Here is a 22,699-nt window from a genome sequence, read left to right as displayed (position 1 = left end):
AAAGGCGAAAAAAATTTCGACAACCCTTAAACGGAGAAAGTATCGGCACTGCGATTCGTAAACTTTAACGCCAGTGAATGATTAACCCATTCATTACCGCTAATCTGTTAATGAATCTGAAGGTATTGTGTTAAAAAAACAAAAGGGGAAATCCATGAAAAGAAGATGGGTGTTGCTGTTACTCTTAAGCTGCAACGCAGCAGTTGCGGAGCAGTCCACTATTGATGTCACATTAAATCAATGCCTTAATCAAGCTGATACCACGCTGGCCTTGATGCAATGCCAGGATGCGGCGACCCAGGAGTGGGACAAGGAAATGAACACGCAGTACAGTGCATTGATGAAAAAATTAAGCGGACAGCCCAGAGAAAAACTGCGTGCCGCACAGCGCGCATGGATGAAATACCGTGAGGCATGGTTAGCGGCGAGCCGCAGCCAACTGAATACGCAGGGCACCCTTGGTCCCGTTGCGCTGGCGGCGCAGAGTACAGCCCTGGTACGCAATCAAACGTTACAACTGCAATCTTTGGCCAATGGCAGTTGCGCTAACCCCGACGATTGTTGATTAATGTCAGTCCGTTGTTGGCTTTTTGCCAATGTTGTCTTTTACCTGCAGGGAAAAATCATGGCTGCTTATGCCTCTACGCTGATATTAATCGGCCTTGCCATACTGAGCTATTTTGTCCACAACACCGCCGTCACCCTTTCTATATTGATTCTGCTGGCCATCAAACTGACCCCGTTGGCGCAGTTCTTCCCTTACGTGGAAAAACAGGGCATTACGATAGGCATTATCATCCTTACGGTGGCGGTCATGGCCCCGCTCGCCAGCGGTTCGTTGCCCGCCTCCTCCCTGATTAAGTCCTTTGCCAGTTGGCAATCCATTGTGGCGGTGCTGGTGGGTATTTTTGTCGCCTGGCTGGGCGGCCGTGGCGTCAGCTATATGAGCGTGCAACCTTCGGTCATTGGCGGGTTGTTGATGGGCACGGTGATTGGTGTGGCGTTTTTCCGCGGCGTCCCGGTAGGGCCATTGATTGCTGCGGGCATTGTTTCCCTGTTCATCACGGCCAAATAGCGTTGAGGAGCATTCCGAAACGCCAAAAAGGGGGCGTACTTTCACAGTCAGTTGGCTATAATAGCCAACACTCAACACACGACGACTGAAGGAATTCCCGATGAGTTTGAACCAGGTGCCAGCAGGTAAAGACCTGCCAGAAGATATCTACGTAATTATTGAGATCCCGGCCAATGCCGATCCGATCAAATATGAAGTTGATAAAGATTCTGGAGCCCTGTTTGTAGATCGCTTCATGTCCACTGCGATGTTCTATCCGTGCAACTATGGTTACATCAACCATACCCTGTCACTGGATGGCGATCCGGTAGACGTGCTGGTCCCTACCCAGTACCCACTGGAGCCAGGCTCAGTGATCCGTTGCCGCCCGGTTGGCGTATTAAAAATGACCGACGAGTCAGGTGAAGATGCCAAGCTGGTTGCCGTTCCGCATACCAAGCTCACCAAAGAATACGATCACATTAAAGATGTGAACGACCTGCCAGAGCTGCTGCGTGCGCAGATCACCCATTTCTTTGAGCACTACAAAGATCTGGAAAAAGGCAAATGGGTTAAGGTTGACGGCTGGGATAACGCTGAAGCAGCGAAAGCTGAGATCATCTCTTCTTTCGAGCGTGCGGCGAAGAAATAAATCCCCTTGCGCTGAAACGCCCTACCGTTTTCAGCACAGGACAAAAGGCAAACGACGTTTTCCTTTGTCATACATACAGGCCCTGCTACGGGCCTGTATTTTTTTGTCGTTATTATGTTGCTTCGTTGCGGGCTGGCCGCCTGTTAGTGCTGGCATCCCTTTAATGTGAAATCGACGGTTAAACGATCGCGATACTTATACAGGTCATAGTCCTGATTATGAGCAATGCGTTCTCCATGGCACATCGACATGACCACATCCTCATGGCTTACCGTAATATCGTCCTGTATGGGATTGGACGCTTTAAAGCCTCTTATTGCCATATAGGGAAACGGAAACCACCAGTTGGCAAAATATTCAGGAATCAGCGCACTGAGCACAGGATAATTATTAAGAGAATTGAGATAGACAGGTGAACGAGGCGCGGTCCCGTTAAACTGCATATAGAGCGCTCCCACAGACAATGCATTCGTGTCCCGTTTTAACTGATTCGTAATCCCGGCATTAATTACGTCCTGTTGATGAACCGCATTACCGTACACATATATGCCCGTAAATGCATAGAGCAAAGGAATCGCGATAATGACGTTGACGAAGGCGCCTTTTCCCTTCATTGCCCATGCCAGTAATGTTGCACTGAACAGCATAAACCCACTCACTGCCAGCATCACCCGAGGAGCAAGAAGGGGATTCTGTAAAATAAGCAGACTCCCCGGAATAATCACGAAGGCAGCGAAGGGGAACAGCAGCGCCAGTATGGCAACCATAATACGGATGGGATTACGCTGTTGTTGTACATAGCGTAGGGCAATTATTGCTGCGGACACGACAGCCACGACCAGAACTGAAAGCAGCACTGCCATCCCTTTGCCATCTTTATAGAAGGTAGCATCAATAAAATGCCAGTAGGCCAGCGCATTGTTGCAGAGAGTTCCCCATAGCTGGTTACTGGCAATACCGGGATGATTGGCAGCATGCTCACCAGAGAAGGTTAGCGGTAACAGGATCTTAAGGTAGATAACAGACGCGACCAGAAACGCTGCACCTCGCTGAACAAGATCGCGAATAATCTGTAACGGCGGCGTATTGTTCACCATCTGACCAAATGCCACAACAAAGACCATCATGACCGCAATATTGATGGCTATTTGATAAAGGCAATAAATAGCGAGAAGAACAAAGACCGCTGTCAGGAACTGGATAATCGTTTTTTGTACCGGAAATAATACCCAGGCCAGGCTCAACACGAGCGCAGAACCGATAGTGAGCACATCAAAACGATAGGAAAATATTTCAGCCAGATACGGATTAGCAAAAAAACTCAGCGTGGCTAACACGCCAACCCAGGTTTTCGACGCGGTGAAGTGGCGATGATGATAGTGTGCCAACGTTACAGCGATAAGAACGGCAGTGATAATGAGCGGTAAAGGAAAAATGTCTGAAACATGGGAACTGAGGAACAGCGCTTTCATTAGCAGGTCAGCTAATGGCCTTCCGTCTCTCCCCCAGAGTGCATTGCCCGTTATTGCTCTGCCGTTGTCATCAATATAAAAAGTATTGGCAAGTAACAGCGGTAAAGAAAATATAAAAGCAGCGATAAGATAAATATTGATTGTTTTTTTCATTACTCTTCACTTTGATGATATCTGTACGGTCATTCGCTGAGTGAGTGATAACCGGGCGTTCATGCGACGCACTTACCCGCCCGTATGCTTACCGGAAAAGGTTTTGTATCATTAACGACATTAACCGCCCTTTCCACACTTTTTCATAAATTGCCCATGATTAAATCCTGTCTTGCTTACGGCCGCACGACACCGAAGACATTACGTCTCGTCTTAAAAGCCCTGTGAAGACACGATAATGAGGCAGGCTGGAGAGTCGCCTGAAAACAGGAATAAAAGGGTTCATCAAGATCATGAACCCTTTTATCTGAATGGCATTCAGCTTAACTGGCTGGTGAGTCCAACGAACTAATCGCTTTCCTGCTCCTCTTCACGTTTCAGCCAGTCGCCGCTCATAATGCGCTGACGTCCTGAAACTGAACGTTGATAAACATAAAGCCACGCGCTCCCAAACGGCGTCTGAATCAGAAAACGTTTGTATTCTCCGCCTTTGGTGCGAAGCGCATCTAACTCGGCGAGGATGGAGGCATCAATTCGGTATACTTCGCAATATACCGTTCCTTCGCCAGTAATCACGCCGGGATAGTGACCCAGACTGTAAAGCTCATAGCCCTCAATCTGATGGTCACCCAACCATTGCGCGTGTGTCATCCAGTGACTGTTTCCCTGTTTGCGCCGTAAACTGCCATAGACAATTATTCGCATTGCTAAAACTCAAACTGATAAAGCAAATCAAGAGCCTGATCCACACCGGACACGGCTTCCAAATAGAGTTTGGGCATCAGGCGGTAACGCAAGGTTAACGTTGCCAGTGAATCAAAAATGCCCACTCCGTATTTTACTTGTAGACCCGGCAGTACATAGCCGCTGACCTGCACCTGTTGACTGTCGCCAACGCCGGTGGTGTCGAGAGCAAGGTTACTTACACCGAACGTCTCGCCGATTTTACCCACAACCTGCCCACTTTGTGCAACCCCTAAGCCGACTAACGCCGAAGTTAGTGCGTTACCGTCACCGTCGCTTTTCAGTCCCTGACCCCGTAACAGGTATGAAAGGGCTTCCTGCTGTGACATCGCCGGATCGGAGAACACTTCTACTTTTGGCTCGTCTGCCAGCCCCGTGACGCGCAATCCTGCGGTTACGCCATCCTCTGTTGCATCCGGATTACGAATCGCCTCCAGGTTGAGATAAGGCTGGTCTGGCGGGCCTGCAAACTGCAGTTCACCTTTGCGTACGATCAAGTCCTGACCATAGGCATGGAAACGGCCGGATGGAATGTTGATCTGTCCGTTAAGCCCCAGTCCGGATTTATCCTGCACCATTTTCAGATCGCCATTGAGCCGGGCTTTTAGTCCAAAGGCCGACAGACGTACGTCGTTTCCGACGTGAATGGTCAGGTTACTGTTAATCGGTATTGAGGCGGTTTTAGGCTCAATCGGTTTGAGGTTCTTATCCAGCATCACCTCGTCAGAGGAGACGCCCACGGCGCTCTCTGGCACCTCTTGTACCGTGATGCGCGCCCATGGGATATCCACCCGGCCGTCAAGGTTAAAGGCGGCTGGCGTAGCCTCAAAGACCACATCCGGGGAAACGTCCATGCGCACCATGGGCGGCACGGTGACGCGAACCCGACTGCCTTTAGCGGCAACGCGCGCACGCCAGTTATCCAACTGACTCCAGTCCGCATCACCACTCAGGTTAATGTTGCCCTGTGCGGTCTGGAGCAGGCCATTCAGCGTCGAACTCATGCCGTTAAACACCATATTCAGGCTGGCACTGGTGAGATCCACCGGCATGAAGTTGCCTTTTACATTCACATCTTTGAGGCCGAGTTGACCAAAAATCTGCGGCTGCTGTGCCGTTCCTCCCAGACGCAGATTACTGTTCAGATTGCCTTTGATGCTTTCGCCCTGCATCAACGCCGGGTTGATCATTGCCAGCGAGATGTTGCGGATATTCACGTTGCCGCCCAGCGTACGGCGCTGCTGCGGATCGGTAATCTGCACATTGCCGTCCAGTTGACCGTTATTCACGATGCGAATCAGCCAGTCGAGCTGAGCCCGTCCGTCCCGCAGTGCCGCATTAACATTAATCGTGTTAAAGGCGATGGGCAGCGTATTGCCCTGCACATCCTGCGCGACTTTCACGTTGTTACTCTTCAGCGCCAGCGTGCCGACGGGCAGTTTACCCTCCGCCGTCCAGTTGACGCGGGCATCGCCGCTGAACACGCCGCTCAGCTGCGTTTGATCGGTCAGGAAGGGTTTCAACATTGCCAGATCGAAGCGGTTTAACACCACGTGAGCATGACCACTGGGGCCGGCTTCAATCGGTTCTGGCACACAAAGCTGTGCATTGGGGTTTTGCCAGCAGTGGGGGCCGATCGTCGCGCTCTGTTTCTGATTAAAATAGTCAATGGTCATCGCACGCGTCAGGCGCCATTCACCCACCGGCGTGTCAAAACGCGTGTTATTAAGGCTGCCTTTCCACGTCTCTGTCTGACGGTCAAAGCTGCCGTTGAGCGCAAGCTGTCCTGATACCGGCTCACCCTGTACGTTGAGTTTGAGCTGGTGCTGCTTTTCATCACCCTCGGCATTGAGCGTCAGCAGGCTGATGTTGAGTGCATCCTGTTTTAGCTGTTCAACCCGCAATTGAAGTTTACCGGCGATCTGATCGCTGGAGCGCACGTCGCTTTTCAGGGTGATGCGGCGGACAAGCAGTTGCTGCCAGCGTAAACCCGTGGTGGTAAGATCGGCCAGCAACTGTGGCGCTTTCAGCGTACCGCGTGCTTTGATATCCCCTTTCACCACGCCGCCCAGGCCCGGCAGTGCATTATCAAGACGGGGCGCATCAACGTTGGCATCCAGGTTCAGGCTATCTGCCAGACTGCCTTTTATCTCCAGGTGATTGCGTCCCAGCGCTATTTTGATACCGGGGATATCCCATTGGTTGTAGCTGTTGCCCCTTAAGGTCCCCTCTGCGCTGACCGCATTCTGCTTAACGTTACCTTTTAGCATCAGTTGCGGTACGCTGATCTGCCAGCTGCCGCCATACAGGCTGCCGCGCGTGGTAATGTTGCCGTTCAGCTTTGCCGGCCAGTCAGGATACTGGCGTGCGGTATTGATGCCGTCCAGCGTCAACTCACTGCGCCAGCTGATCGCTTTGCTCCAGTCCACCAGCGCTGTCAGGTCAACGTTGCCCTGCAACACCGCCACACGCAGCTTATCCAGACTGAACTGCTGAACGTTGCCTTTCCCCTCCAGGGCGACCGTCGCAGGCGGCACCGACTCCCCTTTGACCGACGTACGGAGCGACATGACATAGTCAGTCGCCTTGCCGTTGAACTGGTAGTGAAGATCGTCGGCCTGATACTGAACCGGCCCGGTCAGGGGCCAGCGTAACTGCGGACTGGTCAGGTTGAGCGCCAGCGGAAGCCCAATAACGGCGGGCTGGGCGCTGGCATCGAGCTGCGCGCGCACCGGGCCTGAAAGCGTTAGCGCCAGTTTCAACTCGTCGCGCATCGCACCTTTTACTGTCAGATTTAGCTTTTCGCCTTTCACCGGATCAACGTTCACGTCACCGTTTAGCGTCAAATCAACGGGCCAGTTGTCGGCCAGCGTCGCCTGACCGCTGCCGTTCAGCTTGCCCAGGTTTGAATCCACCGCCAGCGTTTGCAACTGCATATGCCGGTCGAGGGTTTTTGCCTTCACCTGCAATCGGCTCACCGTAATATCGGTATCCCCAGTAATCCGCAACTGCTCGCCCACAATGTCCTGTACATCAATGTCCAGCGGAAGCTGAAAGTCGGGCAGTTCAGGCAACAGCGGTTTGGCAAACATCGCCTGTAAGGTTTCGCCCAGCGGCTTCTCGTCGGGCTTCGGCTGCTGTATTTTGGGCTGCACCACCTGCTCTTTTGCCACCTGCGCCGCTTTCGGCAGCGCAATCAGCAGGCTTTGAATATGGGTGGGATTGAGCGTCAGCGCACGATCCTGCCACTGCAGGCCGGTGGTAAAATCCACCAGCGAAATAGCGGTATCATCCACTTTCACGTTTATATTGTGCAGGCCCACGTGGCGCAGGGCGATCGGATAGGGCGTGCTAAGGTTTGTCTTGCCGCTTTCTTCTTCCGGCGGCGCGGTGGAGGGCGTCATCTTTTTGCTGTCGACCACCACGCTGATATCCTTCAGCGTAAGATCGTTCACACAAACAGACGAGTGCAGCAGGCAGTTAAGATCCACGGCCAGATGGATATTGCCCGCGTTCACGCTGACGCCAGGCATCTCATAGCGCAATCCACTGAGGGTAAGATTACGCCAGCCACCGTCCACTTTGTTAATGGATAGCCCCGGCACCCAGCGCGAAGCGCCCTTCAGCACCAGATGTAATCCCGGCGTTGTGCCAATCAAAAATGCCAGGCCGGCAAACAGCAGCACTAAAAAAATCAAAAAGCCAATCAGGACCTTTTTCCAGCGCGTCATAATTCAGGCCCCAATCCTACGTAAAATTGCACACCATGCTCCTCGCTGTCGCCAATAGGGCGGGCAATATCAAACTTAATGGGCCCCACGGGTGATGCCCAGCGTACGCCGATACCGGCACCGGTTTTGATATTGCTTTGACTGATGTCATTAACGGCCTCACCGGAGTCAATAAACACCGCACCCCACCATTTGCCGCTGACGTTGTATTGATATTCCAGCGAACCGGTGGCCATTTTCGAGGCCCCGGTCAGTTTGCCGTCACTGTCACGGGGCGAAACGTTTTTGTATTTATAACCGCGAATGCTGCGATCCCCGCCAGCGAAGAAACGCAGGTCCGGCGGCACCCTGTCGAAGTCGTTGGTTTCAATCCATCCCACTGTGCCGCGCGCGATAAAGCGGTTCTTTTCGCCCAGTGTGCGGATCCAGACGTTTTGCGCCTGCAGGATCAAGAAATCGACATCCGATCCCCAGGTGGTATCGGACACATCGGCGGAATAACGCTGCGAGTCGCCCCAGGTGGGCATTAAGCCCCCGCGCGAACGGGTGCGGTTGAGACTGACGCCGGGATAGAGCAGCATCGTGGTGTTAGTGACGTTACCCTGTGTAAAGTGGTCCAGGCTCCAGCGCAGATTAAGGGCTCTTTGCCAGCCGCTGCTGCTGTCCCAGTTACGTGATACCGCCAGCGTACTGGTGTCCGCCTTGGTATCGTTGAGGTCGGTGCGCTTCAGGCCGCCCGAGAACGTGTAGTACTGCTCCAGGGGGCTTTTCAGCAAGGGGACTTTATAACTGAGATCGACCTGCTGCTCGGGGGCAGAAACATAGGCACTGGCGACCATGCTGTGACCGCGATCGTTAACCCAGGGCTTTCTCCACGTTCCTTTCAGGCGCGGTCCGACATCGGTTGAATAACCGACACCGGCTTCGATGGTGTTTTTAGCGCGGGGCGATACCACCGCATTCAAGGGCAGGACTTTGGTTTTACGTCCCTGCTTAAACTCAGGCGCAACCACAACTGACTGGAACCAGCCGGTCGCAGAAAGACGGCGGTTAAGCTCAGCCAGATCGCGCGAGCTGTAGTAATCGCCCTCTTTAAAAGGGACTAAATTTTGCAAATAGGCTTCGCGAATCTGCGAACCTTCAAAGCTGACATTGCCAAAACGATAGCGCGGGCCGCTGTTGTAATCGAGATCCCAAAAGGCTTCGTGGCGCGCAACGGAAACGCCCAGCTCGCTTTTCTCAAACTCACCGTCGAAATAGCCGTTACGGAGGGCAAGGTTAGTGAAGCCGCTTTTGAATTTGTCGTACTGCCCGTGATTCAGCACCGTTCCGACTTTGGGGTGCCCCTGCGCGATCCAGTTTTTATAGTCCGCATCGTTTTTAGCCTGGCCGGTGACGATAATCGTACTGCCCGCAATTTTTACCGGCTGACCGGGCGTGACGCGGGCGATTAACACCGGACGGCCGCCCTGAGGTGGCGCGGGCCGGGATACGAAGTCGATATCCGGCTCATAATAGCCAAGCGCACGCAGCCCCTCTTTTATTGCCGCGGATACGCGGGAGCGAAAGCGGCCATCGTTGGTGACTTCATCGCTGCCAATAGTCGACAGGCGTGCCCTGACGTTTTTTTGCAGTTCTCCGGTTAGCCCTTCCAGCTGTAGTCGAACCGGCCCTGCCCCGAAGGCGGGCGCGACGAGTAGTAAACCCGCCATGCAATAAACATAAAATCGTGGCACCTGTACTCCTGTCTGTCATGCCTGCCCCATTCCACAGGGCGCGTGTTAATCCTCGTTACCGATACGATCGCGACGGCAACTCACTCATCATAGCCGCACTTTTTGCTAACTGGCAGTGTACAACGAGTTATAAGTCAAATTGAGCATTATTGTCGGCAAAACCCACTTACGTTACAACGATGTTGTTACGTCGCAGGCGCGATTGCCGTTTGTACGCCTGACCGGGCGGTTGATGACAGACTGCCCGATAGCCTCACAGGACGCCACCGATTGCCCTCTGGCGGCGGCATCGTCGCTGCTGCTATAATCACCCACCACAGGCATCCCGCCTGTCTTCATTTCTGCCCCGACGCTCACGCATTGTGTTAAATGGGCGCAGACATTTTTGGCACGGATAGCTCCCCTTGCGTCACCAGCACAGGGAATGACCGCCTAAACCGCACGCTGCCCAGGCCAAAAATGACAAGTGAATAACTCTTTGGATCTCATATGCTTGATAGCTTACTTGTCATTCTGCTACTGATCGTAATCAGTGCTTTTTTCTCTCTTTCGGAAATCTCGCTGGCCGCCGCCCGCAAGATTAAGCTGAAACTTCTGGCCGACGAAGGCAACATCAACGCTCAGCGCGTTTTGAAAATGCAGGAAACCCCCGGCATGTTCTTTACCGTGGTGCAAATCGGCCTGAATGCCGTGGCGATCCTCGGTGGTATCGTCGGTGATGCGGCGTTTTCGCCCGCGTTTTCCAGCCTGTTTAACCGCTTTATGTCGCATGAACTTGCCGAACAGCTTAGCTTTATCTGCTCGTTTACCATCGTGACCAGCCTGTTTATTCTGTTTGCCGACCTGACCCCGAAACGCGTCGGTATGATCGCGCCCGAAACCATCGCCCTGCGCATTATCAATCCCATGCGCTTCTGCTTGCTGGTGATGCGCCCGCTGGTGTGGCTGTTCAACGGTCTGGCCAACGTCTTCTTTCGCATTTTTAAACTGCCGATGGTGCGTAAAGACGATATTACCTCTGACGATATTTATGCGGTTGTCGAAGCCGGTGCGCTGGCCGGTGTGCTGCGTAAGCAGGAGCACGAACTCATTGAGAACGTGTTTGAACTGGAGTCGCGTACCGTCCCTTCCTCCATGACCTCACGCGAAAACATTGTCTGGTTCGATCTGCACGAAGATGAAGTCAGCCTGAAAACCAAAATCGCTCAACATCCTCACTCTAAATTCCTGGTCTGTAATGGCGATATTGACCACATTGTGGGCTATGTCGACTCTAAAGAGCTCCTGCTGCGCGTGCTGGGAAATCAGAGCATGGCGCTGAACAGCGGGGTTCAGATCCGATCGGCGCTTATTGTGCCCGATACGCTGACGTTATCTGAGGCGCTGGAAAGCTTTAAGACGGCGGGTGACGATTTTGCGGTCATCATGAACGAGTACGCGCTGGTGGTGGGCATCATTACGCTTAACGACGTCATGACCACGCTGATGGGCGACCTGGTGGGCCAGGGCATGGAAGAGCAAATCGTCGCACGTGACGAAAACTCCTGGCTGGTGGAAGGCGGTACGCCGATAGATGATGTCATGCGCGTGCTGGATATTGATGATTTTCCGCAGTCAGGTAACTACGAAACCATTGGCGGCTTTATGATGTATATGCTGCGCAAAATCCCGAAGCGCACAGACTTTGTGAAGTTTGCCGGTTACAAGTTCGAAGTGGTGGATATCGACAGCTACCGAATTGACCAGCTACTGGTGACGCGGATTGATGAACGCCCGCCGATGCTGAATGTGGCAAAAACCGAAGAGTAGAAACACTAAGGGCGCCAACGGCGCCCTGTTATTTAGTTGAACTCTAGCTTGAGACGAACGACCTGGCGGTTAATTTCTGACATCACGCTCAGGTGCTGTTTGTCTTTGACCCGTGGGATCAGGACTTTACCTTTATCAAACTCGAATGCGCCAACATCCTTGATGTACAACCTTCCTTTAAACAGCGTCTTAACATATTTTGCTATCTGTAGTGGATTATAGCGCTGGAAGATTTTCATAGTGATTAACTCCTTAATTTTTAAGCACGCTTCACCGTTGCCAAATTCGGTACGGATCCATGAAGCGCGAATTCGAGATAAACTATAGAACACTCTGTTTGCTTCGCACGATAAGAAATAAATTTTTTTACCGTTCTGACACAACATTACAGAATACTCTGTTATTTACTTTTCACTATTCAGTATAAACCTTCATTGGTTAAAGAATTGTGTTGTCGATAGCAAAGCTGACAGCTTTTTGAGACAGCAGCATCATCCCTACTTAATATGACAGTGGAATGACTAACTGGTCTGATCACTGGAGAGAATGATGATGCGTGCAACACTGGCAGCACTGGCTTTATCGTTGTTGATTCCCGTTAGCGCGCTGGCGCATAACATTGAGCTGGGCAAACGTGTGCCAGCAGTGGGCGTCAACGACAAAGGCGAGCTGATTTTACAGCAGGAAAAATTCAGTTATAAAAACTGGAACAGCGCTCAGCTGAGCGGAAAAGTCCGCGTAGTACAGCATATTGCCGGGCGCTCATCCGCGAAAGAGATGAACGCGGCGCTGGTTGAAGCTATCAAGGCAGCGAAATTGCCTCACGACCGCTATCAGACCACCACCATTGTTAATACCGATGATGCCATTCCTGGCACCAGCATGTTCGTACGCAGCAGTATTCACAGTAATAAGCAGCAGTATCCCTGGTCGCAGTTTATCGTCGACAGCAATGGCAATGTGCAGCACGCCTGGCAATTACAGCAGGGCGGCTCGGCTATTGTGGTACTGGATAAAACGGGTCAGGTTAAATACGTTAAAGACGGGGCGCTCTCTCAGCAGGAGGTGCAGCAGGTGATGAGCTTATTAAAATCGCTGTTGCAGGACTGAAGGCGGAAAGCGGGAGGGCTGCGCCTCCCGCACTGGGTTAAAACAGCGAGACGCGAAAGCCGGGATTAAGAAAAGATTCACGCGGTGCATAGTCCAGTGTTCTTCCCTGCCAGTCGTGAACGTGAGCACCCGCGGCCGCGGCAACGGCATGACCCGCTCCGGTATCCCAAATATTGGTTGGCCCAAAGCGCGGATAGAGCTGTGCTTTCCCTTCTGCCACCAGGCAAAACTTCAGTGATGACCCGGTTGCCACCGTCTGATGTTCCCCCAGTTGCTTGAGGTACTCTTTCATCTCGTCGTCGTCGTTGTGCGAACGACTCACCACCACTAACGGTGGACGCGCATCAAGCACATGAATCTGTTGTCGCTCGCCGTTCTCTTCTTTCCAGGCTTTGCCCTCTGCGGCGGAATACATCACGCCCAGCGCGGGAGCATAAACCACGCCCATTACCGGTTTGCCCTGCTCAATCAGCGCAATATTCACGGTAAATTCGCCGTTACGTTTGATAAATTCTTTGGTGCCATCCAGCGGGTCAACCAGCCAGTAACGTTGCCAGTGCTGGCGAACCTCCCAGCCGGGCGGATCTTCCTCTGACAGCACCGGAATATCCGGTGTCAGCTGTTTTAAGCCCGACACAATCACATCATGAGCGGCCAGGTCTGCCGCCGTGACAGGAGAATCATCCGCTTTGTGAGAAACGTCTGTCGGAACGGAACCGTTGTAGACCTGCATAATCGCGTCGCCTGCTTCACGCGCCAGTTGGCTTATTTGCTCTAACATTTTCCACCTCATGTATGAGAATGCTACGCGTTAACTGTCATACCCGTTGGAATACAGTCTAGCAGCTTCACGTTCATCTCTGATTTCAGGCAAACATTCTGAATCATTTTTCAGGTATATCAACATAATAGAAAAAAATGGCAACGATATCCTTTTACAAATCCTGCAACGCGTTTCGCCCGACCCCAGCGTGCGGCTGGCTCAAAACGTTATCTTCATCACGATTTAATCTGCCCTTTCATCAGAGTTTTACATTATTTTTGTAGCCTTGATCTATTAGCTTTGGGAGCGAGCATGTTTAAGGCGGGAATGATGTTACTGGCGTTGAGCGTTTCAGTTGCAGCACAGGGAGCCACCGTGGATTTACGCGTGCTGGAAACGACCGATCTGCACAGCAATATAATGGACTTCGACTACTACAAAGATACGCCCACGGAAAAATATGGTCTGGTGCGCACCGCCTCGTTAATCCATGCGGCGCGTCAGGAAGCCACCAACAGCGTTTTGGTAGACAATGGCGATCTTATTCAGGGCAGCCCGCTGGGCGACTATATGGCCGCAAAAGGGCTCAAACAGGGCGATATCCATCCTGTCTATAAAGCTATGAATACGCTTGATTACAGCGTCGGTACGTTGGGCAACCATGAGTTTAACTACGGCCTGCCGTACCTGCAAAAAGCGCTGGCTGGCGCGCGCTTCCCCTATGTGAATGCGAACGTTATCGATCTGAAAAGCGGTAAGCCTCTGTTTACGCCCTACCTGATTAAACCGACCCGCGTGACCGATCGTGAGGGTAAAACACATACCCTGCAGGTGGGCTATATCGGCTTTGTCCCGCCGCAAATTATGGTGTGGGATAAAGCCAACCTGCACGACAAGGTGCGGGTGGATGACATCACAGAAACCGCACGTCGCTATGTCCCAGAGATGCGCGCTAAAGGCGCGGATGTCGTTATTGCCCTTGCCCACTCCGGTCTGAGTAGCGAACCTTATCAGGCCATGGCTGAAAATTCTGTTTATTACCTCAGCGAGGTCGCAGGCATTGATGCCATTATGTTTGGCCATGCGCACGCCGTTTTCCCAGGCAAGGAGTTTGCACGGATTAAAGGTGCGGATATTGAGAAAGGAACCCTTAACGGTATTCCTGCGGTGATGCCGGGCATGTGGGGCGATCATCTGGGCGTGGTGGATCTGGCGCTGAGCAACGCAGGTGGCCGCTGGCACGTTACTCAAGGCACCGCACAGGCGCGCCCTGTCTATGACACCGCAAACAAGACATCGCTGGCCGCAGAAGATCCGGCACTGGTTAACGTCCTGAAAGACGATCACCATGCCACCCGCGAGTTTGTCGCTCAGCCCATCGGAAAATCCGCCGACGTGATGTACAGCTACCTGTCGCTGGTTCAGGACGATCCCACCGTTCAGATTGTGAATAACGCTCAGCGCGCCTACGTGGAGCATTTTATTCAGGGCGATCCCGATCTGGCGACGCTGCCGGTGCTGTCGGCCGCTGCGCCGTTTAAAGCCGGTGGACGTAAGAACGATCCTGCCAGCTACGTGGAAGTGGAGAAAGGTGACCTGACGTTCCGAAATGCGGCGGATCTTTATCTCTATCCCAATACGCTGGTGGTGATGAAAGTGAGCGGCGAGCAGGTAAAAGAGTGGCTGGAATGCTCCGCAGGCCAGTTTAATCAGATCGATCCGACCAGCACCCGTACGCAATCGTTAATTAACTGGAATTTCCGCACCTATAACTTCGACGTGATCGACGGTGTGAGTTACCAGATTGATGTGACACAGCCGGCCCGTTATGACGAAGAGTGCCAACTGATTCATCCTGATGCCTCACGTGTTAAGGATCTTCGCTGGCAGGGGCAACCCATCGATCCTAAAGCAACCTTCCTGGTGGCGACCAATAACTACCGGGCCTACAGCGGTAAATTCGCGGGTACGGGCGACAAGTACATTGCTTTTGCCTCACCGGATGAAAACCGCTCAATCCTGGCGGCCTATATCAGCGCAGAAACCAAAAAGCAGGGGGAAGTGCGCCCTCAGGCTGACAATAACTGGCGGCTGGCGACGATCAAGGCTGCACAGCCTCTTGATATTCGCTTTGAAACCGCGCCCGGTGATAAAGCCACGCACTTTATTCAACAGCATGCGCAGTATCCAATGAAGGCAACAGGGAATGACGAGACGGGATTTGCTCTCTGGCAGGTAAATTTACAGCAGTAAGAGGGCTAAGGGCGGCATCGCGCCGCCCTTTTATCCTTACAGGATTTCCAGCAGCTCAACTTCAAAAATCAGGGTGCTGAATGGCGGGATGGACGCACCCGCACCGCGCTCGCCGTAAGCGAGGTTGTGTGGAATAACCAGTTCCCATTTGGAACCCACCGGCATCAGCGTCAGCGCTTCGATCCAGCCCGCAATCACGCCGGTAACCGGGAATTCAGCCGGTTCGCCGCGAGCGACTGAGCTGTCAAAGACGGTGCCGTCGATCAGTTTACCGGTGTAATGCACGCGTACGCGGTCCTGGCGCGATGGAATCGGACCTTCCCCCTGCGTCATCACGCTGAACTGTAAACCTGACTCGGTGCTGCTGACGCCTTCGCGCTGGGCATGGTCCTGCAGGAAAGCCTGGCCTTCTGCGGCCATCGCTTCCACGCGCTCACGACGCACGCTTTCCGCACGCTCATGGACTTCACGCAGCGCGCGATGGACCACATCAACAGGCACCGCGGGTGAGTTCCCTTCCAGCGCGTCGCGCAGGCCCGCGAGCAGTGCTTCTGGCTGCAGCCCCTGCAGACCAGACTCCAGCAGCTGCTGGCCAACCTGTAAACCAATACCGTAACTTGCTTGTGCTTCGACGCTGTCGAAAGAAGGGGTAGTCATCTTCGTTCCTTTCACTCTCGGATATAGTAAGACGGGCAGCATAGCAGCGCAGGCCGCTGGCGTAAAATCCACAGCGCCGCAGATGACTTTTGCTGGCGAAAGAGAAACAATACGCAGGTCAAATTTATCAATGCTGGCAGGCACTTCGCGTCCACATTGCCCATACTGTATAAGTGACAAGTTTTTCCTTGTCAGTGGCACTATAAGAAAGAGAGAAAATATGGGCCAGATTGCCCCTCGTCGCCGCAGGACGCACGCACTGCGTATTTTAACCCGGTTACAGGCCTGGCTGCCGCAACGAACGCGGCCGCAAGGTGCCGGAGCGGAGGAACCTGATATGCCTTCAAACGTCTCGTCTCGCCTGCCTCACTGGCTTTATCGAATCTGGCATTTCACAGACGATATCCGCTGGATGGACCCGCTGCCGGCTTTCCACCGTCGTGGGATCGTGCTCGCTTTACTCATCCTGCTGCTGGCCTTTCTCTGGCCGTCCAGCACGCCACAGTATCCGGTAGAACGGCCTGTGACGCCTTCGGCAGAAAAAGAGGTGCCGATGCAGGCGGACATCTACAATAACAAACCGGCTCAATCCGCGTCTCAGCCAGAGGCAAAGGCCGATTCTCAGGGTGACTGGCATAGCTACCAGATTGCGTCCGGGCAGACGCTCGCGCAGCTGTTCCGCGACAATAATCTTCCGGTGAATGACGTCTTTGCGATGGCGCGCGTCGAAGGTAACGATCAGCCGCTCAGCACATTAAAAGAGGGCCAGCAGGTGAAAATCCGTCGGGATGCAAAAGGCGTCGTGACAGGTTTAACGCTGGATGGCGCGAACGGCCCGGTGCTGTTTACCCGCCAGCCGGACGGCAGCTTTTTACGGGTAGAATAAGCGATAACCGGTGGCTCACGTCACCGGCTGTCCGTTATCCCGCTTTTTTGATTTTATTGACCAGCACGATCCCCGAACAGACCAGCAGCAGGGCAAGCAGATACTTGATGCCCAACATATCTTCACCCTGGAAAACGGCGAAGAGCACCGTGCCTGCTACAGGCATCACGACGTTAAACGGCGCAATCATGCTGACGCGGTTATATTTCAGCAGCACGCTCCACAAGGCAAAGGTCACTGACGAGATCAGCGTCAGATAACCCAACACCGCCCCAGCACCGATACTGTTGATCTGCAGCGTCTCACTCGCCAGGCCACCGCCCATTACCATGACGCCCCTGCCCAGAGCCAACTGCCAGCCGGTCATCACCCTCGGATCGATAGTGTGAGAAATGCGTTTTCCCTATCGCGTGGCGGCAGAGAGGAGAAACGCGGCCAGCACCACGAAGCCGTTACCCTGCCAGACAAACTGAAAATCACTCAGTCTACTTTCGAGGTTGACCAGCATCACGCCGCTAAAACCCAGAAGGCAGCCAGGCGATTTGTTGTCACTGAGCCTGTCATTTTGATAGATAAAATGCGCCAGCATGATGCTAAAAAATGTGTCCGTGGCGTTCATGATCGACCCTTTTACCCCTGTGGTAAACGCGAGCCCGATTTAGAAAAACGTGTATTGAAGGGCGGTTTGCATGCTACCCAACAGGGCAAGCTGACTAAACTGGCGGGGGGATAAACGGTAAACCGGTTTGCGCTGCACCAGGGCAAAAAGAAACAATATCAGCCCCGCTAACAAAAAACGATAACCGGCAAAAACTACTTTCGAGGCAATATCGTCTGGGCGATTCGATACAGCGCGTATCCGCTTTTGATCGCGGGGTAAGAACGTCCCCAGAGCAAACAGCACCGCGTTGCGCAGGCAAAAACCCCATTTCGACGGGTGAACACGGACTCGACAGAAGGATATGCATGGGCGTAGCCAATAATAAAATCGCGTTTCATTTTATATTCAACATGCCCGGAGGAGCCTGAATCTGCAAGACAGAGAAGGGAATTCTGTTACGTCGTTAAAACAAAAACGCCGACACAAGTAGTGTCGGCGTTCAGGTGTGGCAGGTAACTAAAAATTAGCCTGCTACTACGTTCACGATCAGTTTCGCGAAGACTTCGCTGTGAACCTGGAAGTCCACTTCGTGCTCACCGGTGGTGCGCAGAACGCCGTTCGGTAAACGAACTTCGCTCTTAGCGACTTCAACGCCAGCTGCAGTAACTGCATCAGCGATGTCGCGGGTACCGATGGAACCGAACAGTTTACCTTCATCGCCTGCTTTAGACGTGATGGTAACGGTGCCCAGTGCGTTGATTTTCTCTGCGCGAGCATTAGATGCTGCCAGAACGTCAGCCAGTTTGGCTTCCAGTTCTGCACGACGTGCTTCGAAGAATTCAACGTTTTTCTTGGTAGCAGGAACAGCTTTACCCTGTGGAACCAGGAAGTTACGAGCGTAGCCCGCTTTAACATTAACCTGATCACCCAGGCTGCCCAGGTTTGCTACTTTATCAAGCAGAATAACTTGCATTACCTTATCCTCTTAAAGTCGTTAATGGACAACAGCCGTTACTGATGACGATCAGTGTACGGCAGCAGAGACAGGTAACGCGCGCGCTTGATAGCACGAGCCAGCTGACGCTGGTATTTTGCGCGAGTACCAGTGATACGGCTTGGTACAATCTTGCCGCTTTCAGTGATGTAGTTTTTCAGCGTTGCGATATCTTTATAATCGATCTCTTGAACGCCTTCCGCGGTGAAACGGCAGAACTTGCGACGACGGAAATAACGTGCCATTTGGCTAGTCTCCAGAATCTATCAATTCAATCTGCTCGGCATGTAACACCATTTTACTCTGACCATTTCGCGCCTGATGGCAGCTGATAAAGCCTTCGAGAATGAGTTGCGTGCCGACCGTTATATGTTGAGTAATCACCTGATGGGCGCTGCCGCTAATAATAACAGGCATTCGACACCAGGCTTGCCGGTGAAATCCGGCCTCCTCCTGCACCGAGTTGTGCTCAAGCACGAACTGACAGTGCGGAATTCCTGACGGGCTAATTTTACGGACTGGCGTCTTGCACACCGTGCCAGACAAGCGCAGCCGATTAACCGTCACGATGGATTACTCTTCAGAATCCCCAGCATCTGAGTCATCAGCGGATTCGTTAGCAAAATCTTCGCGGCGCTCACGACGCTCGTCTTTCGCTTTAACCATCGGTGATGCTTCAGTTACCGCGTTTTTAACGCGCATAACCATGCTACGGATAACGGCGTCGTTGAAGCGGAAGTTCGTTTCCAGCTCGTCGATCACTTCCTGCGGCGCTTCTACGTTCAGCAGAACATAGTGTGCTTTGTGCAGTTTGTTGATCGGGTAAGCCAGCTGACGACGGCCCCAGTCTTCCAGACGGTGGATCGTGCCTTCTGCACCAGTGATAGCACCAGTGTAACGCTCGATCATGCCCGGAACCTGTTCGCTCTGGTCAGGATGAACCATAAATACGATTTCGTAATGACGCATCGAAATTGCTCCTTACGGATTATTCAGCCTCCTGTCAGGGTCAGCTGCGGCCCACGGAAGCAAGGAACGTTATAGGTCGTGGGTCACCGTAATGACACACACCTCTGAATGCAGCTGAAAAATTGACGCGTAATCATACTGGCGGCAACGCACAAACTCAAGCGGGGATTTCATTTAAATTGTCGGGAGACGCCCGCTTTCCGCCCTTGTGTGCGGAAAGCGGGAATGCAGAGGCAAACAGAGGCTGAAACGGAAGGCGCTGTCGTTTACGGGCTAGAGTTGGCGCTTAAAAAAGCTGACCAGCGCCGTCAGGCCCGACGGCGTAATTTTGTGTCCGATATGCTTTTCGGACAACGAAACAAGATGGGTATCCAGCCTCTGCTCATGCAGAGCCCGTTCCAGCCGCTGGGTTTCTGCGAAAGGGACGACCTCATCGGCCTCACCGTGCCATAGCAGGAGGGGGCGGTCCGCGAGATTATGTAGCCGGGCAGCGGGATCGTAATCCGCCAGCGGCGCCATCCGTTTTGTGAACTGTGCCTGCTGTTCCGGGCCCGTTACAGTGACAGGCGGGAACAGCGTGTGGCTGAGTTGCATAAAATAGCCGGACCCCATCATGCAGGCGACGCTGTGAATATGCGCATAGCGCGCCATCACCCCTAACGCCGTCATTCCGCCCATTGAGGCCCCGGCGACGGCAAGACGGTCGCCGGCAATCAGGTCATCAGCGCGTAACGCGCCCTCTATCAACGGGAATTCATCAATGTTTTGTTTGAGGATGTCCCAAAAATGGCTAAACCGCGCGTCGGCATCGCCGTTATAGCGTGCGCCATGCATATCGGCGTCGGGCATCAGGGTACGAAACCCCGCCTGGGCCAGGGCCACCGCAAAGTAGGCATAAACCTCTTTCGACGAGGTAAAGCCATGATAAAACACGACCGTTGGCAGCCGCTGCTGGCGCTGGCCTGCGGGTGCTGCATGCAAACATTCAATACCTGCCAGCCTTTCCGTGGTGAGTTCAATCATATTTTCTCCTGAAGCAGGGGCGGCCTTTAGCGCCTCGCCAACGACGATAACCTGGGTAATGGTTTACAACATTACAATAGTAATAATTTCTAAACTAAATATTTCCGCTGCGCTGCCGTTGTTAATGCATATTTGACAAGAAAACAAAGGTAATCTATGAAACGTTTCTCTCTTAGCAGAACGAGCCTTGGAGTGAAGCTATGCGTCATCACTTCCTTCAGCGTAGGCGTTTTGTTATTGGCGTTAACCCTTATCCAAAGCCAGAATGCCTCACGCCAGTTGGAAAGTCTTGCCGTCGATGACATGGTTAATCAGGTGCAGGGCATCACCGAGATGGCATCCATGTTTAATGCGACGCTGACGCAGGAAGTCGGCAACTATACTCAGCTCTTCGTCAGCTTTTTACCTAAACGCTTCAGCCGCGATGAAACCGCACGTGTTCAGGTCGGCGAATTTTCCACACCGACCCTGCGTGCCGGCCTTAAAACCCTTAACCTCGATCAGATCGCCGTCGATGATTTTACGGATCGCACCTCGGCTGTCGCGACGATTTTTGTCCGCGATGGTGACAATTTTATCCGTATTTCCACGTCCCTGAAGAAACAGGATGGCAGCCGGGCGATCGGTACCCAACTTGATCCTGCCAGCGCCGCCTGGAAAAGCGTCATGAAGGGGGAAACCTTCCGGGGCCTGGCCACCTTATTCGATCACCGTTACATCACGCAGTATCAACCGATTAAAGACGACAGCGGTGCCGTCATCGCGATTCTGTTTGTCGGCGTCCAGATCGATAAGCAGTACGGCCTGATGCGCGAAAAAGTGCTGGCTCGCCGCCTGGGCGACAGCGGGCATTTCTATGTGCTCAATGGCTCGCCGGGCGCGGCGCAGGGACAATATCTGTTTGATAAACAAAATGAAGGCAAGCGTCCAGACTGGCAGGATAGCGTCATGAAGCAGATGCTGGCGCAGCCCGAGGGTGTTCAGCAAGTCGAAATCGACGGTGAAACGAAGATGCTCGCCTGGCAACAGCTGCCCGGCTGGAACTGGATTGTGGTCGGTGAAGTTAATCGTGACAGCCTGCTGGCTCCGGTTATTCACAGCCGAAATCTGTTTCTTATCACCGGCCTGATTCTGGTGTTGCTGTTTGCCCCCTGCTTTGTCTGGTACAGCCGCCGCGCCATCACGCGACCGTTACAACAGGTTATTCACTTAGCTGAGCAGTATGCCGCCGGCAATTTGCTGGAGCATCTGGACACCACGCGTCATGACGAAGTGGGTCAGTTGATTAACGCCATTAACGGCATCGGCGAGGGGCTGGAGAAGATTGTTGCCCAGGTTCGCCGCGCCGCGCAGGAGATCAGTGACGGCACAGATACCATTGCAGCCAGCAGCCACAACATCAGTGAGCAGATTGGCCGCCAGGCCAGCAGCGTTGAAGAAACCTCTGCCAGCATGGAGCAGTTTGGTGCGACCGTTGAGCACACCGCCGATAGCCTGCGTCAGGCCATGTCGCTGGTCGCGGAGGCTAGCGGTATCGTGAGTAATGGCAACCAGACGGTGACGCGCTCGGTCAGCACGATGTCGGCCATTAACGTGTCTTCGCAGAGCATTGCCGAAATTACCCACGTTATCGAGTCCATCGCGTTCCAGACCAATATTTTGGCCCTGAATGCCGCTGTCGAAGCCGCGCGTGCAGGTGAGCACGGTCGTGGATTTGCCGTAGTGGCAGCCGAAGTGCGTGCGCTGGCACAGCGTTCGGCACAGGCGGCAAAAGAGATCGATACGCTGATCGCGACCTCGATACGTCACGTTGCGGAGGGACATACACTGTCGGAGCAAACCCGTGACGCGATGAGCGATATCGTGACGCATATTGAGCAGGTTCAGGCATTAATGGGTGAGATTAACGTTGCTGCACAACAGCAGACGGCGGGCATTGGTCAGGTCAATCTGGCGATGAACCAGATAAGCCAGGCTACCCATCAAAACAGTGAACTGGTTGCACAGGCAGAAAACACAGCCCAGAGCCTGAGCGACAAGGGGCATCATTTGACGCAGCTGGTCAGTGTTTTCTCGATCAAATCGTGAAGAT

21 protein-coding genes and 1 pseudogene are annotated in these 22,699 nt (G+C 53.2%); 9 read left to right on the top strand and 13 right to left on the bottom strand.

Annotated features, from left to right (window positions below; all coding sequences use genetic code 11):
* Positions 1 to 154 precede the first annotated feature (154 nt).
* The 3 genes from NXS97_RS15585 to ppa all read left to right on the top strand — a co-directional run bounded on the left by NXS97_RS15585 (position 155) and on the right by ppa (position 1,706).
* Positions 155 to 565: a lysozyme inhibitor LprI family protein gene (locus tag NXS97_RS15585; RefSeq protein ID WP_072138345.1), complete on the top strand. Its 411-nt coding sequence runs from the start codon at positions 155 to 157 to the stop codon at positions 563 to 565.
* Between the two features lie 60 nt (positions 566 to 625).
* A complete protein-coding gene (locus tag NXS97_RS15580; protein WP_022622414.1) occupies positions 626 to 1,075 on the top strand; it encodes a DUF441 domain-containing protein in 450 nt (149 codons plus the stop codon).
* Between the two features lie 100 nt (positions 1,076 to 1,175).
* On the top strand, positions 1,176 to 1,706 hold the full coding sequence (ppa, locus tag NXS97_RS15575) for an inorganic diphosphatase (RefSeq protein ID WP_013027376.1): 531 nt from the start codon (positions 1,176 to 1,178) through the stop codon (positions 1,704 to 1,706).
* Positions 1,707 to 1,849: 143 nt separating this feature from the next.
* Here ppa and NXS97_RS15570 read toward each other — a convergent pair whose 3' ends face one another.
* The 4 genes from NXS97_RS15570 to NXS97_RS15555 form a co-directional block, all read right to left on the bottom strand.
* Positions 1,850 to 3,331 carry a glucosyltransferase domain-containing protein gene (locus tag NXS97_RS15570; RefSeq protein ID WP_013027377.1) on the bottom strand — a complete coding sequence of 494 codons (1,482 nt, stop codon included), beginning with the start codon at positions 3,329 to 3,331 and terminating at the stop codon, positions 1,850 to 1,852.
* Positions 3,332 to 3,679: 348 nt separating this feature from the next.
* Positions 3,680 to 4,036, bottom strand: coding sequence for a gamma-glutamylcyclotransferase (locus tag NXS97_RS15565; protein ID WP_013027378.1), 357 nt, complete (start codon positions 4,034 to 4,036; stop codon positions 3,680 to 3,682).
* A 2-nt stretch (positions 4,037 to 4,038) separates the two neighbouring features.
* A complete protein-coding gene (locus tag NXS97_RS15560) occupies positions 4,039 to 7,806 on the bottom strand; it encodes a translocation/assembly module TamB domain-containing protein (protein ID WP_116220083.1) in 3,768 nt (1,255 codons plus the stop codon).
* Entirely contained in the window at positions 7,803 to 9,518 is a 1,716-nt protein-coding gene (locus tag NXS97_RS15555) for an autotransporter assembly complex family protein (RefSeq protein WP_259232812.1), read from the bottom strand. The genes NXS97_RS15560 and NXS97_RS15555 overlap by 4 nt, the downstream gene beginning before the upstream one ends.
* 163 nt (positions 9,519 to 9,681) lie before the next feature.
* Here NXS97_RS15555 and NXS97_RS15550 point away from each other — a divergent pair, with 163 nt between their 5' ends.
* Positions 9,682 to 9,849 carry a hypothetical protein gene (locus NXS97_RS15550; RefSeq protein WP_165971879.1) on the top strand — a complete coding sequence of 56 codons (168 nt, stop codon included), beginning with the start codon at positions 9,682 to 9,684 and terminating at the stop codon, positions 9,847 to 9,849.
* A gap of 182 nt (positions 9,850 to 10,031) precedes the next feature.
* Positions 10,032 to 11,351 carry a hemolysin family protein gene (locus tag NXS97_RS15545; protein ID WP_013027381.1) on the top strand — a complete coding sequence of 440 codons (1,320 nt, stop codon included), beginning with the start codon at positions 10,032 to 10,034 and terminating at the stop codon, positions 11,349 to 11,351.
* Between the two features lie 32 nt (positions 11,352 to 11,383).
* On the opposite strand, the gene NXS97_RS15540 is transcribed toward NXS97_RS15545, so the two are convergent.
* Positions 11,384 to 11,590 (bottom strand): DUF1107 domain-containing protein, encoded by a 207-nt coding sequence (locus tag NXS97_RS15540; RefSeq protein ID WP_003855513.1) that lies wholly within the window; start codon positions 11,588 to 11,590, stop codon positions 11,384 to 11,386.
* 313 nt (positions 11,591 to 11,903) lie between these two features.
* Between NXS97_RS15540 and NXS97_RS15535 the strand changes: the two genes are divergently transcribed.
* Complete coding sequence (locus NXS97_RS15535; protein ID WP_024471139.1) at positions 11,904 to 12,461, top strand: YtfJ family protein; 558 nt, start codon at positions 11,904 to 11,906, stop codon at positions 12,459 to 12,461.
* Between the two features lie 37 nt (positions 12,462 to 12,498).
* On the opposite strand, the gene cysQ is transcribed toward NXS97_RS15535, so the two are convergent.
* Positions 12,499 to 13,242 (bottom strand): 3'(2'),5'-bisphosphate nucleotidase CysQ, encoded by a 744-nt coding sequence (gene cysQ, locus NXS97_RS15530; RefSeq protein ID WP_014604907.1) that lies wholly within the window; start codon positions 13,240 to 13,242, stop codon positions 12,499 to 12,501.
* A 294-nt stretch (positions 13,243 to 13,536) separates the two neighbouring features.
* On the opposite strand from cysQ, the gene NXS97_RS15525 reads away from it, so the two are divergent.
* A complete protein-coding gene (locus NXS97_RS15525; protein WP_028715850.1) occupies positions 13,537 to 15,477 on the top strand; it encodes a bifunctional 2',3'-cyclic-nucleotide 2'-phosphodiesterase/3'-nucleotidase in 1,941 nt (646 codons plus the stop codon).
* Positions 15,478 to 15,513: 36 nt separating this feature from the next.
* Here the strand turns inward: NXS97_RS15525 and fklB are convergent, their stop codons facing one another.
* Positions 15,514 to 16,134 carry an FKBP-type peptidyl-prolyl cis-trans isomerase gene (fklB, locus tag NXS97_RS15520; RefSeq protein ID WP_014604905.1) on the bottom strand — a complete coding sequence of 207 codons (621 nt, stop codon included), beginning with the start codon at positions 16,132 to 16,134 and terminating at the stop codon, positions 15,514 to 15,516.
* Between the two features lie 220 nt (positions 16,135 to 16,354).
* On the opposite strand from fklB, the gene NXS97_RS15515 reads away from it, so the two are divergent.
* Complete coding sequence (locus NXS97_RS15515; RefSeq protein WP_024471140.1) at positions 16,355 to 17,020, top strand: LysM-like peptidoglycan-binding domain-containing protein; 666 nt, start codon at positions 16,355 to 16,357, stop codon at positions 17,018 to 17,020.
* 34 nt (positions 17,021 to 17,054) lie between these two features.
* Here the strand turns inward: NXS97_RS15515 and NXS97_RS15510 are convergent.
* The 6 genes and pseudogenes from NXS97_RS15510 to yjfP form a co-directional block, all read right to left on the bottom strand.
* Positions 17,055 to 18,019, bottom strand: a pseudogene (locus NXS97_RS15510) (DMT family transporter).
* Between the two features lie 125 nt (positions 18,020 to 18,144).
* On the bottom strand, positions 18,145 to 18,594 hold the full coding sequence (gene rplI, locus NXS97_RS15505) for a 50S ribosomal protein L9 (RefSeq protein ID WP_013027389.1): 450 nt from the start codon (positions 18,592 to 18,594) through the stop codon (positions 18,145 to 18,147).
* Between the two features lie 38 nt (positions 18,595 to 18,632).
* The gene (rpsR, locus tag NXS97_RS15500; protein ID WP_000135199.1) at positions 18,633 to 18,860 is read right to left on the bottom strand and encodes a 30S ribosomal protein S18; all 228 of its coding nucleotides are present in this window, start codon (positions 18,858 to 18,860) and stop codon (positions 18,633 to 18,635) included.
* 4 nt (positions 18,861 to 18,864) lie between these two features.
* Positions 18,865 to 19,182 (bottom strand): primosomal replication protein N, encoded by a 318-nt coding sequence (gene priB, locus NXS97_RS15495; RefSeq protein WP_013027390.1) that lies wholly within the window; start codon positions 19,180 to 19,182, stop codon positions 18,865 to 18,867.
* Positions 19,183 to 19,188: 6 nt separating this feature from the next.
* The gene (gene rpsF, locus NXS97_RS15490) at positions 19,189 to 19,584 is read right to left on the bottom strand and encodes a 30S ribosomal protein S6 (RefSeq protein ID WP_013027391.1); all 396 of its coding nucleotides are present in this window, start codon (positions 19,582 to 19,584) and stop codon (positions 19,189 to 19,191) included.
* A gap of 273 nt (positions 19,585 to 19,857) precedes the next feature.
* A complete protein-coding gene (gene yjfP / locus NXS97_RS15485) occupies positions 19,858 to 20,607 on the bottom strand; it encodes an esterase (RefSeq protein WP_028715851.1) in 750 nt (249 codons plus the stop codon).
* 156 nt (positions 20,608 to 20,763) lie between these two features.
* Here yjfP and NXS97_RS15480 point away from each other — a divergent pair, with 156 nt between their 5' ends.
* On the top strand, positions 20,764 to 22,695 hold the full coding sequence (locus tag NXS97_RS15480) for a methyl-accepting chemotaxis protein (protein WP_013027393.1): 1,932 nt from the start codon (positions 20,764 to 20,766) through the stop codon (positions 22,693 to 22,695).
* Positions 22,696 to 22,699 lie beyond the last annotated feature (4 nt).

Origin of the sequence: Pantoea sp. B623 (assembly GCF_024814475.1) — a bacterium.
GTDB lineage: Bacteria > Pseudomonadota > Gammaproteobacteria > Enterobacterales > Enterobacteriaceae > Pantoea > Pantoea ananatis.
This window is presented reverse-complemented; position numbering and strand designations above follow the sequence as displayed.